This window comes from Flavobacterium psychrophilum (assembly GCA_001708385.1).
In the GTDB taxonomy this organism is placed as follows: domain Bacteria; phylum Bacteroidota; class Bacteroidia; order Flavobacteriales; family Flavobacteriaceae; genus Flavobacterium; species Flavobacterium psychrophilum_A.
This window is the reverse complement of the sequence record CP012388.1, coordinates 1,703,643-1,718,994: the sequence shown is the minus strand read 5'-3', so window position 1 is coordinate 1,718,994 and position 15,352 is coordinate 1,703,643. Positions and strand designations below refer to the sequence as shown.

Sequence of the window (15,352 nt, the reverse complement as noted above, 5' to 3'; positions counted from 1 at the left end):
TATTGCGGGTGCAAATATAGAACCATTTTTATATTATCCAAAACAAAAGATAAAAAAAATCAATCGCTATCTTTGCGGTCTAAATAAAAGGTAAATGCTTTTAGCGGTAGATATAGGTAATACAAAAATTAAAGCAGCTGTTTTTGAGGGTACTGCGCTTTTAGAAAAGGTTGCTTTTAACAAAGATGAAGCACGGAAAAAAATCGAAGAAATTTTTGAAAGGCATAATAAAATAGAACAAAGTATACTTTCTTCGGTAAGTGACAGCTATCCGGAGCTGTTATTTCAGTTAGGACAAAAGAGCAATTTAGTTACTATAGATCATTCTTCATTATTTCCATTTGATAATAAATATGGCACTCCGCATACTTTGGGTGTCGACAGGATGGTACTTTCTGCCGGAGCCGTCCTGCAATATCCTGCAAAGAACAGGCTGGTTATAGATGCAGGTACATGTATAACTTATGATTTTACAGATAGTTCAGACAGCTATCTTGGAGGTGCAATATCTCCGGGTTTGCAATTAAGGTATAATGCTATGCATAATTTTACAGCAAAACTTCCGTTGTTATATCCGGAAATGCCTGCCGGCTACATAGGTACAAGCACAAGTTTATCTATGCATTCGGGTGTTGTAAATGGTATGCTGCATGAGATAGAGGGGTTTGTTGAGCAGTATCGTGAACAGTATCAGGAGTTAACAATAATATTAACGGGCGGGGATGCTGAATTTTTGGCTAAAAGATTAAAAAACACCATATTTGCCAATTCAAATTTCCTACTGGAAAGTTTGAATCTTTTATATCTATATACGATCACAAATGATTAAAAAAATTATTGCAGGCGTTTGCCTGATTGTTTCGGCCGCAGGTTTTTCTCAGGAAAATAGTGCATCACCATATTCTTATTACGGTATAGGAGATGTTAAGTTTAAAGGTACTGTAGAAAACAGGTCTATGGGTGGTTTAAGTATCCTGCCGGATAGTATCCATATCAATATGCAGAACCCGGCTACATACAGTGCTCTTAAATTAACCACCTACACAGTTGGTGCCAGCAATACTTCAACAGGTTTTAAAACTAATTCGGGTAACGATAGCGCTAACAGAACAACGTTCGACTACATTGCTGTTGCGATACCTTTCAATAAATTAGGAGTTGCTTTCGGTTTAATGCCGTATACAACAGTAGGCTATAAAATTGAAAATTCGGCAATTAACCCTACGGATGGGTTAGCCCGTTCAAGGCAGTTTGATGGTAGCGGTGGCCTTAACCGTGTTTTTGCCGGAGCATCCTACCAAATTACACCTAAATTTAGCGTGGGTGCAGATTTTCAGTATAACTTTGGAAATACGCAGACAAAATCGATCGTAAATATTACAGATGTTGTTTTACAATATCCAACACGAGAGCTTAATGATACCGATTATAGCGGGGCATCGTTTAATATAGGAGCTGTTTATAAAGGCAAACTTAAAAAGCTTGACTGGATTACAAGTGCAACATTCTCCCCGGAAAATACACTTGGCAGTACCAGTGAAAGACAATTCGCGACGATAATGCTAACAAATGCAGGTAACGAAGCTGTTGTAGATCAGCTTGATGTTGCAACAGCAAAAGCTGATGTAAAAATGCCGTCTAAATTCTCAATTGGAACAGGTTTTGGTGAAGCCAGAAAATGGTTTGCAGGTTTAGAGTTCACAACACAGGGAAGTAATAAGTTTGGCAACAGATTTGATAATATTACAAATGCAGGTTTTGAATCTTCTCAGAAATTTACACTGGGAGGATATTATATCCCTAACTTTATGTCGTTTAGCAACTACCTTAGCAGGGTTACCTACCGCGCAGGTCTTAAATACGAAAAAACGGGATTGGTTGTAAACAGCCAGGATATAAACGACTTTGGCTTTACACTAGGTATGGGGCTTCCTTTAGGAGGTACAATTGGAGGTTCAAATCTTAACTTTGGTTTAGAAATGGGGCGCAGAGGTACTAAAAAAGCTAACCTTATCCAGGAAAATTATGTAAATGTGATGATAAGCCTTTCGCTTAATGATAAGTGGTTTATCAAAAGAAAATACGATTAAATTTAAAAAATACAGGGTTTATGAAAATACTACTTGCTTTTTTTATAGGAGTGCTTAGCCTGACGGCTTCGGCACAGGGTGCTTATAAATGTGAAGATAATTTTAAAGTGTTTGAAAGTAAATACCTGGCAAAAGAATATAATGATGCTTACGGGCTTTTGGGGGAATTGAGAAAAAAATGTCCTAAGTTCTCAGAAGCACTTTATGTTTATGGTGAAGGACTTTTACAATATAATATAGAAATTGCAGAGACATCAGAAAAGCAAAAAACGTATATAAACGATCTTGTTGATCTTTATGGCGAGCAGGATGCTAATTTTCCGGGCAAAGGCAGTGATATCAAAAAAACACTGCTGCAATATGATAATAAGATTATAAAGGCTGATGAGGCCTATAAAGCATTTAATGTCTCGTTTACTAAAAACAGGCAGGCTTTTACAGATTATAATGCTTTGTATGCATATTTTCAACTGTTCTTTGATCAGTATAAGTCGGGTAAAGGAATATCTGACGATCAGTACTTTGAGCGTTATTCTGAAATATTAGCCCAAATCTCGGCAGCTCAGAATAAGATTGCATCAGATAAAGAAGCATTACTTAAAAAGCAGGAAACTGTGACTATTTCTGATGGTGAAAAACAATTCATCGAAGATGCAGATGCGCGTCTAGATGCGTTAGAAAATGTAAATAAGTTTATATCTAAACAAAGCAGCGATTACATCTCTTGCGATAAAATGGATGTATATTACGCTAAAAACTACGAAGCCCATAAGGGAGATGTTGCTTGGCTTGATGCTATGGTTGGTGCTTTGTATGGGAAAAAATGCTTTAAATCGGCTACGTTGTACAATGGTGCTGTAGCGGTTCATAAAGCATCACCTTCAAAAGAGTCGGCTTACAGGATGGCTATTCTTTCTCAAAAGAAAAATGAAGTTAAAGAGGCTGTGGCTTATTTTGACCAGGCAGCCTCTATGGAGACGAGCCCGCTTAAAAAGTCGATGGTGTATTATGATATTGCATCGGTTATAAGAAATTCTGACAAGGCGGCGGCTAAAAAATATGCATTGCTTTCTGCTGAGGCTAATCCTAAATCAGGGAAAGCCTATGTGCTTCTTGCTGAATTGTATGCGTCTGTTACGGCAAACGATGAATGTAAGCTAACAGATTTTGAACGTAAAACGCTTAACCTGCTTGCTATAGAAAATGCCAGAAAAGCACAGGCTGCAGAGCCAAGGCTTAAGGCTGCTGCTGATGCTATGGTGGCAAGGTTTACCAAAAACCTGCCTACAAAAGCTGAACTTAAAACTGCCGGTAAAAAGAAAGGTGATGCTGTAACCTATGGTTGCTGGATAAATCAAACTGTTACACTTCCAAATTTATAAGGAATGAAACTGTATAAATATGCGTTGCCGGGACTCTTTTTTTTGGTACTATTTTGCTCTTGCGAAAGTAATTTTAAAGATGTGCAGCGAATTAATAGTGTTGCGTTTAGCCCTTCCGGTGAAACCGAAAACATTAATTTGAAATATACCGATTCGGGTAAAGTAAAGGCGATACTTATAAGTCCGCTAATGCTGGATTTCTCTAATCTCCAATATGGTTTTAACGAGTTCCCAAAAGGTGTTAACGTTACGCTGATTGATGAAGGCGGTAAAAATACCTATGTAGTGGCTGATTACGCTAAAGCATATTCGGCACCCGACATTATCGATTTGCAGGGTAATGTTAAGATCACCACAGATGATGGTAAGAGGCTGGATACACAACAGCTTTTTTACGACCAAAAGAATGAGTGGTTTTATAGCGAAAAAAACTTTAAATTTACAGATAAGGATGGCACTTATCTTGAAGGCCCGGGTCTTGACTTTAGTAAAGACTTTAAAGTGTTTAACGCACAACAAAACCGAGGCCTTATTAATAATATAGACGAATAAAAATGAAATATCTTACAGTTGTATCTTATTTATATCTTGCAGTAGCTGTTTTCTTTATTGTGGACGGCGTAAATGCAATGCGAAAAGGAGAAAACTATATTATTAGTTTTCTTTTTGCCGGCCTTGCGGTCTTTATGTTTTTCTTCAGGATGAGATTTGCAAAAAAATACCAGAACGGCAACAAAGACAACTAGGCTGTTATGGAAGCAGCAACAATAATAGTATGCTTACTTCTTTCAGCTTTCTTCTCTGGGATGGAGATAGCTTATATTTCTTCCAACAAAGTATATCTTGAGGTAGAAAAGAAGCAATCCACCCTAATCTCCAGAATTCTTACCCGGTTAACCGAAAAACCTGCGCAGTTTATCACTTCAATGCTTGTTGGTAATACTATTGCATTAGTGCTGTATTCCTATCATATGGGTAATGCAGTCCTGCGTTGGGTATATCCTTCAGGGCACGATATGCCGCTATTCTGGCAGGTGATGCTTCAAATTGTAATATCAGGGTTTGTGCTGCTTATTACTGCAGAATTTCTTCCGAAAATATTTTTTCAGGTCTATGCAAATACGCTTATAAAGTTTTTTGCATTGCCGGCATATCTGTTTTATTACCTGTTTCATTGGGTTTCAAAATTTACTATAGCTATATCCGATTTTATTCTTGTAAAGGTATTTGGTACTAAGGGTGACAGGCAGAAAGCCTTTTTTAGCCGTGGCGAACTGGGTACTTATATTACGGAACAGCTTAATGGTGCAGATGACCAGGAAGAGGTAGATTCTGAAATTCAGATATTTCAGAATGCGCTCGAGTTTTCAGACGTTAAAGCAAGGGATATCATGACGCCGCGCACCGAAATTTCGGGTGTCGAGATTAATGATGCTGTGGCTGAACTTAAAGATATGTTTGTTGAGACCGATTATTCTAAAATAGTTGTGTATCAGGATACGCTCGACAATATTATCGGTTATGTACATTCGTTTGAATTATTTAAAAAGCCTCAGACAATACAGGCGGTCATGATAAGTATTGAGTATGCTCCGGGAACGGTGTACGTAAAAGATTTGCTAAACACGCTAACGCGTAAGCGTAAAAGCATGGCTGTAATACTGGACGAGTATGGAGGTACGGCAGGTATTGTTACTGTAGAAGATATTATTGAGGAGCTTTTTGGTGAGATTGAAGATGAACATGACGATGAAGAAGAATTTGAAGAAAAACAACTTCCTGATGGGGCATACCTCTTTTCTGCCCGCCTCGATGTGGAATATATAAATGAAACCTACAATTTAGGGATTCCAGAGAGTGATTCATATGTAACACTAGGTGGTTTTATAGTGCATAATGTTAAGGAGATACCAAAAACAGGCGAAAAACTGGCATTTGAAAACTTTGAAATTTTTATTGAGCAGGCATCAAATAAAAAGATAGAGCTCGTAAAAATCGAGCCTTTACGGGATAAATAAAAAAAAATGCAACTTCGGCAGAAAATATATCGTCACTCCTTTTATTATTAAACAGATAATTGTATTTTCGCCCACTGATATAAAATTTTAACAAACGAAATACAATGGCGGTTTTACAAAAAATTAGGCAGCGCTCATTAATTCTTATACTAGTTATAGGCTTTTGCTTACTTGCTTTTATAATAGGTGATATTGTAAACAGCGGCGGTTTTGGGATTACCCGAAACGTAGGAAGCGTAAATGGTAAAGATATTCCTGTACAGGATTTTTTACAAAAAGTAAACGATGTTCAGGCAAGGCAGCAGGGTATAAGCCCTACGCAGGCGTCTAACGCAGTGTGGAGCCAGGAGGTTGACAACATACTTTTTGAAGACAGATTCGAAAAAGCAGGTCTAAGAGTAGGTAGAGATCATATATTCAATGTATATGCTCAGGATCCACAGGTTGCTCAAAATCCGCAATTCCAAAATGCATTAGGTAAATTTGACAAGGCTAAATTCAATGAATTCCTTGTAAACCTTAAAACTACCAATCCTCAGCAATGGCAGATGATTGAGAAAAATAAAGGTTTAGTTGAAAATGCAGCTAAAAAACAATTATACCTTAACATGGTTAAAGCAGCATTCTTTGCTACTGATAACGATGGTAAAGCTAAATATGAGTCTGAAGCAAACAAAGCTACTTTTGATTATGTATTCGTGCCTTACAGCACAATCAACGATGATCAGGTTAAAGTATCTGATGATGAGCTTGTGGCTTACATGAAGAAAAATGAGAAAAAATATAAATCTGAGGCGTCTCGCGACTTAGAATATGTTTTAATCGATAACAAACCATCTCAGGCTGATGAGGCTGAAATGAAAAAAGACATCAATGCATTACTTGCTCCAAGAGTAGAATACAATGATGTAACTAAAACAAATGATACTATTGCCGGTTTTGCAAGTGTTTCAAATGTTGAAGAGTTTGTAAACAAGAATTCAGATATTAAATACGATACTACTTACGTTACAAAAAAACAACTTCCTTTAGAATTTGCTGAGCAGATTTATAGTTTAGGTAAAGGTCAGGTATTTGGACCATACATTGATAACGGTTATTACAAGCTTACTAAGATGGTTAACAAAAAAGGAAATGCTTCTGCTAAAGCTAGTCATATCCTTATTGCTTACAAAGGTGGTAAAGCTCCGGATCCTTCAATTACAAGAACTAAAGAAGAGGCTAAAGTTAAAGCTGATGACCTATTGAAACAAGTTAATGCTAACCCTGGCAACTTTGCTATGCTTGCAATGACTAATACTGATGACCCGGGATCTAAACAAACAGGTGGTGAGTATGATAATATTGCGCCTAACCAAATGGTTAAGCCTTTTAATGATTTCGTATTCAATAACCCGGTAGGTACTACAGGTGTAGTTGAAACTGAATTTGGTTACCACGTAATTAAAGTTACAGGTAAAAACGAAGCTGTACAATTAGCTACTATCGCTCAGAAAATTGAGCCGTCTGAAGCTACTACAGATGAGATCTTTACTAAAGCTACCAAGTTAGAAATGGATGCAGAATCTAAACCACTTGCAGACCTTGCTAAAAGCTTAAACCTTACAGTTACTCCGGCTAACAAAATATTAGCTAATGATGAGACTGTGCCTGGTGTTGGTGCACAAAGAGGTATCGTTAAATGGGCTTATGCTAAAGATACTAAAGAAGGTGATGTTAAGAAATTTGATATTCCTCAGGGTCACGTTATCGTAAGGCTGAAAAGCATCAACGAAAAAGGACTTCTTTCTATAGAAGAAGCTAAAGTATCTGTGTTGCCAATTGTTCGTAACCAGAAGAAAGCTGAACTTATCAGGAAAAAAATGGAAGGTGCTACACTTGAAGCTGTAGCTCAGAAAACAGGTTCAACGGTTGCAAACGCTACCGATACTAACCTGGCTAGTGCTGCTATTACTAACGTAGGTGCAGAACCTAAAGTTGTTGGTAAGGCATTTGGTCTTGCAGCAGGTAAAACATCTGGACTTATCGAAGGAAACCTTGGTGTTTTCATGGTAAGAACTAAAACTATTACTAAAGCTCCGGCATTACCTAACTATACTTCATATACTGCACGTTTAAATAACGAAGGCAGAATGCAGGCTCAGGGAAGACTTTCACAAGCGCTTCAGGATGCTGCTGATATAGAAGATAACAGAGCTGAGTTCAACTAATAACTGAATTCATTAAGATAAATTAAACCGGCTTTTACGCCGGTTTTTTTGTGCGTAAATCTGCAGTGCGTGATTTTTACAGGGTTTTAATTGTAAAATAGTCGTTAATTTTCTGTTATTTATTGTTGACTTATGGTAATAATATATATTTGCGAAAGTATTTTTACCAATTGTTAGTCATAACCCAATAAATGGGCAGTTACATATCCTAAAATAGTTCTATGTTTAAAACGAAAGTTAATGCAGTAAGGCGAAAAATAATGAAATCGCTTACCGGCAATGTGGGTGAGTCGTTTATAGATTCCAAAAATGGTACACCTGTAATTAAGCGTGTTCTTATTACGCGCCCGAATCACAGGCTTGGGAATCTGTTGCTTATTACGCCGTTGGTTCAGGAAATCACTGCAACTTTTCCGGATTGTAAAATAGACCTATTTGTAAAAGGGGGGCTTACACCGATAGTGTTTAAAAACTACCCGGCTATAGACAGGGTTATAACGCTGCCCAAAAAGCCATTTAAGGAACTGATTAAGTATGCTAAGGTTTGGGTGTCGTTAAAGCGATACCATTATGATATGGTAATTAATATCGATAGCGGATCTTCTTCCGGAAGGCTTTCAACGCGATATGTAACCGCAAAGAATAAAATTTTCGGAGAAAATATTGAGGCGCTTGCCAATAAATATAATGACTATATGCACATGGCAAAAAAGCCTGTGTATAATTTAAGGTATTTCTTAGGCTTGCTTGGTTTTAAAGAAAACAATGCTCCGGTTCCTCCTTTAAACCTTAGATTGGATGCAGGGGAATTGGCAGATGCAAAACAGGTTCTTGATAAACTGGTTCCGGATACTAAAAGAACAATTGCTGTTTTTACGTATGCTACGGGTGCAAAATGCTATTCGGAAGAATGGTGGGGTGCATATTACAACAGCCTGACAACAGCATTTCCTGACTATAATTTTATTGAGGTACTACCGGTTGAAAATATATCTAAGATAGGATTTAAAGCCCCGTCTTTTTACAGTAAAGATGTACGTGAAATTGCTGCATTGATTGCTAACACGGCTGTCTTTATAGGTGCGGATAGTGGAATCATGCACTTAGCAGCTTCATCACTAACTCCAACTATAGGTTTGTTTTCGGTTACCAATCCTGTAAAATATGAACCGTACGGCAATGGTAGTATTGCGATAAACACCAATGAAGATACTGTAGAGAAAACGATAGCTGTTATAAAAGAAATACTGAACGAAAAGCCGTTTACTGCACAATATGCTTAAGCCTTTCGGTTTAAGATCATGTCTCGGTAGCGTATCACGGTTTCAAATCCTTTAGATTTAAAATAATCAGTTGGGTCTTCTATTGAAGTTGCCATTACAAAATCGCCACCCCAGGCACCAAGGCTTTTGATGGCTCCGCTAAAATCGGGAAATACCAATGATTTCATAGTTGGGATGCCCAATACACCCGACATTATCATTTCATGCTCTTTTAGTATAGCGCTAAAAGTTTCTATGCTTTCTGCCAGAACTGTTTGTTGGGTAAGCGCATCTACTTTTGTAATTATTGGTGCGATGCTGTTACGGCGTTCTCTGTAGCCTGCAATGGCCTGTCTGCTGTTTTGTTTTCGGTTTAAGTAAACAAAATAGATGTTATCTGCAAATGCAGGATTAAAATCGATTCTCTCAGTAACAGGTTTTCCTCGATCTAAATGGTACAATATAGGCGTGTTGTTTTTAGCGCAGGCAATATCGTAACCGCTGCTTCCAAATGTCTTAGATTGCAAGGCGAAAGCATCAATTTCGAACCATTGTGCAATATTATTTATTAAGGTAGAAGAGGTGCCGAGCCCCCAGTGTTTTGGGAACGTAAGTTTTGTTTCTACTCTGTAACCCAAACCCGTTTTTAAAATGTCAGGTTTGGTAAGCCATGATTCGTGGAGAATCTCAATTAACTTATTGGTTGTTTCATCGCTATTCTGTGTGTTATCGGTAATAGCAGCAACGGGAAACTCAGCCTCAAACCAAATCGATCCGTCGGCATCAAAACTTTTCCAATGTATAGTATTGCCTGTGGTGGGCTCAACTTCTAAAGTCTGCCCGCCTATAGTAGGTAATGCAAGTGCTGTTGCGCCATCGAGCACAGTATATTCTGCGGTAATAAGTAGTTTACCGTTACTGTAAAAAGTCTTCTTCAATGCGGCTTGGGTCATTGGTGCGTAATTCGGTTATATAATCAGCGGCAGCAGAATGGCTCACTGTATTTTTTTCAAAATGTTTTATTGCTTGTTTTTTCTCGGCATCATTAGCGCCAAGCTGGTTCAGGATATTCATAAGGTGCATTTTCATATGGCCTTGCTGAATACCTGTTGTAGTAAGCGAACGTAGCGCGCCAAAATTTTGTGCAAGGCCTGCCACCGCCACGATCTGCATTAATTCCTTAGCCGATGGCTTACCTAACATTTCAAGGCAGAATTTTACAAGAGGGTGAAGAGTGGTAAGTCCGCCTACAGTGCCAAGAGCTAATGGTAAATCTATCCAAAACGTAAAAATACCATCTTCGACCTTTGCGTGCGAAAGACTACTATATTTACCGTCTTTAGCAGCATAAGCGTGAACTCCAGCTTCAACGGCCCTAAAATCGTTACCGGTGGCAACAACAACGGCGTCCACACCATTCATGATACCTTTATTATGAGTTACCGCTCGGAAAGGTTCGATCTCTGCAATTTTAATGGCTGTAATGAATTTTTCTGCGAATTCTTTCGGGCTGATACTAGCATCTTCCTGTAGGTCTTCAACCGGACACGAAACTTCAGCCCTCACAACACAGTTTGGTACATAGTTGGAAAGGATGCTCATTATCACCTGGATATTTTTCTCATCTTCGGCGAATGCCTTGTAGTTTAGGGCTTCTTCTTTTAAAATTTTAGAAAAACGCTCTAAACACGAGTTTATAAAATTGGCCCCCATGCTGTCTTTGGTTTCAAAAGTAGCATGCAACTGAAAGTAGTTGGCAAGATCGGTGGTTTTGTCTCTTAATTCAATATCAAGTATGCCACCGCCACGTGCCTGCATGTTCTTGGTAAGATCCTGAGTTCCTTCAAAGAACTTAGATTTTATAGCAGCAAAAAAAGTAGTCAGCCTATCAAAATCACCATTGAATAGAAAATGCACCTGGCCAATTTTCTCGGTATCAATAACGGTTGCTTTAAAGCCGCCGCGTTTTGCCCAGAATTTAGCCGCTTTTGCCGCTGCAGCTACAACAGAACTTTCTTCAACGGCCATTGGTATAGTGTATTCCTTGCCGTTAATAACAAAATTAGGTGCTATGCCAAGGGGTAAATAAAAGTTGGTAATGGTGTTTTCTATGAATTCGTCGTGCAGTTTTTGCAGTGTTTCGTCTGTATTCCAGTAATTTTTAAGCAGGGTAACCGCATCTTTTGGTGCCGAAAAGTATTTATTGGCAATCCATTCAATTTTTTGTTCTTTGGTAAGTTTAGAGAACCCCGCTATTGCTTTACTCATTTTCAGTTGCTTAAAATAATAATGTGGTGCAAAGATACGCTTTAGCCAATGCATTTACCAGAAATAAATAAGGCCAAAATTCCACTATCTGCATTTAACAAAAAAAAGAACAGATTATTCATAAAAATTTACTAAAATTGGAAGTTTTTTACCATCTGCAAAATGAAATACATTAAAAGGTCACTTTTCTTATTTATACTGGCTGTAATGCCGGTCGCTGCACAACAAAAAATAACACTTGAACAGATATGGGGAGGCGCCTTCAGGACCCAGATGATGGACGATCTGCAGGCGATGAAAAACAGCAACCAATATACGGTGCTAAACATTAACCGTACTTCCGGTTCTGCTACTGTAGACCTGTATGACTTTGCTTCTTTAAATAAAGTGTCAACTCTTATAGATACTAAAAGTTTCCGCGAACTGGAAGATGGCATTGACAGCTACATCTTTAGTGCCGATGAGAAAAGAATGCTTATCGCTACAAATTCGGAGCAGATCTTCAGGCATTCGTTTACCGCCGACTATTATATATATGATATAGCTGGTAAATCACTTATAAAACTAGCCGAAGGCAAAGTGCAGGAACCTTCTTTCTCTGCCGACAATTCTAAAGTAGCGTATTCTTACCAGAATAACCTGTATGTTTTTGATATTGCTGCGAAAAAAGCAACACAGATTACTACAGATGGCAAAAAGAATGCGGTTATTAACGGTATTACCGACTGGGTATACGAGGAAGAATTCGCCTTTGTAAAAGCATACGACTGGAATAGCGCAGGAGATAAAATAGCGTTTATCCGTTTTGATGAAACCGAAGTTCCTGAATTTTCTATGGATATTTATAATGCAGGACTATATCCAACGCAATATGTGTTTAAGTATCCTAAGGCAGGAGAGAAAAATGCGGTAGTGTCATTACATATATATGATGCTAAAGCAGGAACTACAAAAAAGATAAACCTTGGCAATTATAATGACTTTTATATTCCGCGAATTAAGTGGACTAACGAGGCGCAGACATTAAGCGTTCAGGTTATCAATAGGCACCAGAATAATCTTGACCTTATTTTTGTTGACGCCAATAACGGTGCTGCAAAAGTAGTGCTTAACGAAAAGGATAAGGCTTATGTTGATATTACCGATAACCTTACTTTTTTAAATGATAACAGCTTTATCTGGACAAGCGAGAAAGATGGTTTCAACCATATATATCATTATGCTAAAACAGGTAAGCTTATCAAACAGGTAACAAAAGGAAACTGGGAAGTAACTGCTTATTATGGTTTTGATAGTAAAACGGGTGATGTATTCTATCAGTCTACAGAGATAAATTCGATTAATCGCGACGTATACAGAATAGGACTTAACGGTAAAAATAAAGTCAGGCTTACACCAAATAGCGGAACTAACGCGGCGACTTTTAGCCCGAACTTTGAATACTTCATTAATAATTATTCAAGTTCTGTAAATCCTACAGCATTTACATTACACACAGCAAAAGATGGCAAACAGGTAAAATCTATCGTAAATAACGATGCGCTTAAATCTAAGCTTGCCGACTTCAATCTGCCTGTTAAAGAATTCATGGTGCTTAAAACCGAAAAAGGGCAGGAGCTTAACGCATGGATGATTAAGCCGAAAGATTTTGATCCGAATAAAAAGTATCCGGTATTTATGTACCAGTATAGTGGGCCCGGCTCTCAGCAGGTAAATAATGACTGGAACGGCTATGACGATTACTGGTTTATGATGCTTGCGCAGCAAGGTTATATTGTGGCTTGTGTAGATGGCCGCGGTACGGGCTTTAAAGGTGCGGAATTTAAAAAAGTTACCTATAAAGAACTTGGTAAATATGAGGTAGAAGACCAGATTGATGCAGCAAAGACCATTGGTAAATACAATTATGTTGATGCATCGAGGATTGGTATCTTTGGCTGGAGCTATGGCGGATTTATGTCGTCTAACTGTATTTTAAAAGGTGACGATGTATTTAAAATGGCTATTGCGGTTGCCCCTGTAACCAACTGGCGTTTTTATGATTCGGTATACACCGAAAGATATATGCAGACGCCTCAGGAAAATGCATCGGGTTATGATGATAACTCCCCTATAAACCACGCGAGTAAATTAAAAGGGTCTTATTTATTGATTCACGGAACTGCAGATGACAACGTGCATGTGCAGAATACTATGAGAATGGTTGAAGCTTTGGTGCAGGCCAACAAACAGTTTGACTGGGCTATTTATCCTGACAGGAACCACGGCATCTACGGTGGAAAAACAAGGCTTCAGCTGTATACTAAAATGACAGACTTTATTAAAGAAAAACTATAAAAACAATTTTACTAATAACTATTTAATATTACACGATGACAGAAAATCAGGTTAAATCAGGACACCCAAAAGGGCTCTATGTTTTGTTTGTCACAGAGATGTGGGAGCGTTTTAGCTATTATGGTATGCGTGCTCTTTTTATCCTTTTCATGACTAAAGCACTATTGTTTGACAAGTCGCTGGGGTCTCAAATTTATGGGAGTTACACAGGTTTAGTTTACCTTACTCCGCTAATTGGAGGATATGTTGCAGACAGATATTGGGGTAACAGGAAATCTATCATCATTGGTGGTATTATAATGGCTATAGGTCAGTTTTTTATGTTCCTTTCAGGTAGTTTTTACACAGAAGTAGGTTTCGCAAGTGTCATGATGTACACAGGTCTGGGTTTTCTTATTTTTGGAAACGGATTCTTTAAACCGAATATCTCTACAATGGTAGGTCAGCTTTATCCTTTAGGAGATAAAAGAGTAGACTCTGCCTTTACAATATTCTACATGGGTATTAACCTTGGTGCATTTATTGCGCCGCTACTTTGCGGTACATTTGGTGATACCGGAAACCCCGCCGATTTTAAATGGGGATTCCTACTTGCATGCGCAGGTATGATAATAAGTGTGGTATTCTTTGTACTGTTTAAAAACAAATATATTGTTACGCCTGAAGGCGAGCAGATTGGTACAGCGCCAAACAGTTCAAGAGAAGAGAAAAAGGATGATGTAGTAGCTGTTCCTGTTTCAAAGAAAACACTTTTAACATGGGCTACCATTTGGATCGTACTTTTAGTGTCGCTATATTTTGCATTAGATAAAGATATTATTGGTGCATTTATTTTCTCTCTTACACTTGCTGCTCCGGGTTATATTATTTCAGATCCGGGATTAACTAAAATCGAAAAACAAAGAATTTGGGTTATTTACATTGTAGCTTTCTTTGTGATATTCTTCTGGTCTGCCTTTGAGCAGGCAGGTGCATCATTAACATATTTTGCAGAAGAGCAAACTAACAGGGATGTATTTGGTACAACTGTGCCTGCATCATTCTTCCAGTCGGTTAATGCTATTGCGATCGTTGTTTTCGCTCCAATCTTTGTTTGGTTGTGGGGTGTGCTTGGAAGAAAAAACATGGAGCCTGCATCGCCATACAAACAAGCAGTAGGTTTATTTCTTCTTGCAATAGGATATCTTGTAATTGCTTTTGGCGTTAAAGGCCTTGAGCCGGGTGTTAAAGTAAGTATGATGTGGCTGTTAAGCTTATACACAATTCACACACTTGGTGAGCTTTGTCTTTCTCCAATCGGACTTTCTATGGTAAATAAGCTTGCGCCGGTTAAATTTGCATCTCTTCTTATGGGTGTATGGTTTTTAAGTACTGCTGCTGCTAACAAATTTGCAGGTACTTTAAGTGAGCTTTACCCTGAGGCAGTTGTAGCTATTGCAGATGTAGAGTCTGTAGAATCTGCGAAAACACTTCAATTGTTCCCTGAAGGTTTTGAAAAAACAAATGCACCTGAAATTAACGGGCAAAAAGTTATTCCTTTTGAAAGAGTAAACTTTGCAGCTGCAAAAGACGAAACTGTAAAAGCAGAGATTATAAAAGAACTGACTTCAAAACAGGTAGAGAACGTTAAGAAATTTATGGGCTTATCTATTGCTAACCTTTACGACTTTTTTATGTTGTTTGTAGGTATGGCAGGTGTAGCTTCAATCATATTATTTATACTTAGTAAAAAGCTAATGCACATGATGCACGGCGTTAGATAAGGTATATTTAAAACTAAATATT

Annotated in this window: 12 protein-coding genes; 10 read left to right on the top strand and 2 right to left on the bottom strand. The window is 38.1% G+C overall.

Annotation, left to right across the window (positions count from 1 at the left end):
* The first annotated feature begins 94 nt into the window (after positions 1-94).
* The 8 genes from ALW18_07530 to ALW18_07495 all read left to right on the top strand — a co-directional run bounded on the left by ALW18_07530 (position 95) and on the right by ALW18_07495 (position 8,983).
* Positions 95-829 carry a pantothenate kinase gene (locus ALW18_07530; protein AOE52376.1) on the top strand — a complete coding sequence of 245 codons (735 nt, stop codon included), beginning with the start codon at positions 95-97 and terminating at the stop codon, positions 827-829.
* Positions 822-2,090: a hypothetical protein gene (locus ALW18_07525; GenBank protein ID AOE52375.1), complete on the top strand. Its 1,269-nt coding sequence runs from the start codon at positions 822-824 to the stop codon at positions 2,088-2,090. Before ALW18_07530 ends, ALW18_07525 begins: the two co-directional genes overlap by 8 nt.
* A 20-nt stretch (positions 2,091-2,110) precedes the next feature.
* The gene (locus ALW18_07520; GenBank protein AOE52374.1) at positions 2,111-3,472 is read left to right on the top strand and encodes a hypothetical protein; all 1,362 of its coding nucleotides are present in this window, start codon (positions 2,111-2,113) and stop codon (positions 3,470-3,472) included.
* A 3-nt stretch (positions 3,473-3,475) separates the two neighbouring features.
* Positions 3,476-4,024 carry a hypothetical protein gene (locus ALW18_07515; GenBank protein ID AOE52373.1) on the top strand — a complete coding sequence of 183 codons (549 nt, stop codon included), beginning with the start codon at positions 3,476-3,478 and terminating at the stop codon, positions 4,022-4,024.
* A gap of 2 nt (positions 4,025-4,026) precedes the next feature.
* Positions 4,027-4,218, top strand: a complete 192-nt coding sequence (locus tag ALW18_07510) for a hypothetical protein (protein AOE52372.1) — start codon at positions 4,027-4,029, stop codon at positions 4,216-4,218.
* 6 nt (positions 4,219-4,224) lie between these two features.
* A complete protein-coding gene (locus ALW18_07505; GenBank protein ID AOE52371.1) occupies positions 4,225-5,490 on the top strand; it encodes a hemolysin in 1,266 nt (421 codons plus the stop codon).
* 104 nt (positions 5,491-5,594) lie between these two features.
* The gene (locus tag ALW18_07500) at positions 5,595-7,700 is read left to right on the top strand and encodes a peptidylprolyl isomerase (protein AOE52370.1); all 2,106 of its coding nucleotides are present in this window, start codon (positions 5,595-5,597) and stop codon (positions 7,698-7,700) included.
* 221 nt (positions 7,701-7,921) lie between these two features.
* Positions 7,922-8,983: an ADP-heptose--LPS heptosyltransferase gene (locus tag ALW18_07495; GenBank protein ID AOE52369.1), complete on the top strand. Its 1,062-nt coding sequence runs from the start codon at positions 7,922-7,924 to the stop codon at positions 8,981-8,983.
* Here the strand turns inward: ALW18_07495 and ALW18_07490 are convergent.
* Together ALW18_07490 and ALW18_07485 are read right to left on the bottom strand one after the other, a co-directional pair.
* A complete protein-coding gene (locus ALW18_07490; protein AOE54346.1) occupies positions 8,980-9,900 on the bottom strand; it encodes a GHMP kinase in 921 nt (306 codons plus the stop codon). The genes ALW18_07495 and ALW18_07490 overlap by 4 nt on opposite strands.
* Complete coding sequence (locus tag ALW18_07485) at positions 9,878-11,230, bottom strand: hydroxymethylglutaryl-CoA reductase (GenBank protein ID AOE52368.1); 1,353 nt, start codon at positions 11,228-11,230, stop codon at positions 9,878-9,880. The genes ALW18_07490 and ALW18_07485 overlap by 23 nt, the downstream gene beginning before the upstream one ends.
* Positions 11,231-11,392: 162 nt before the next feature.
* Here ALW18_07485 and ALW18_07480 point away from each other — a divergent pair, with 162 nt between their 5' ends.
* A complete protein-coding gene (locus ALW18_07480; GenBank protein AOE52367.1) occupies positions 11,393-13,567 on the top strand; it encodes a peptidase S9 in 2,175 nt (724 codons plus the stop codon).
* A gap of 35 nt (positions 13,568-13,602) precedes the next feature.
* Positions 13,603-15,330: a peptide ABC transporter gene (locus ALW18_07475; GenBank protein AOE52366.1), complete on the top strand. Its 1,728-nt coding sequence runs from the start codon at positions 13,603-13,605 to the stop codon at positions 15,328-15,330.
* The last annotated feature ends 22 nt before the right edge of the window (positions 15,331-15,352 follow it).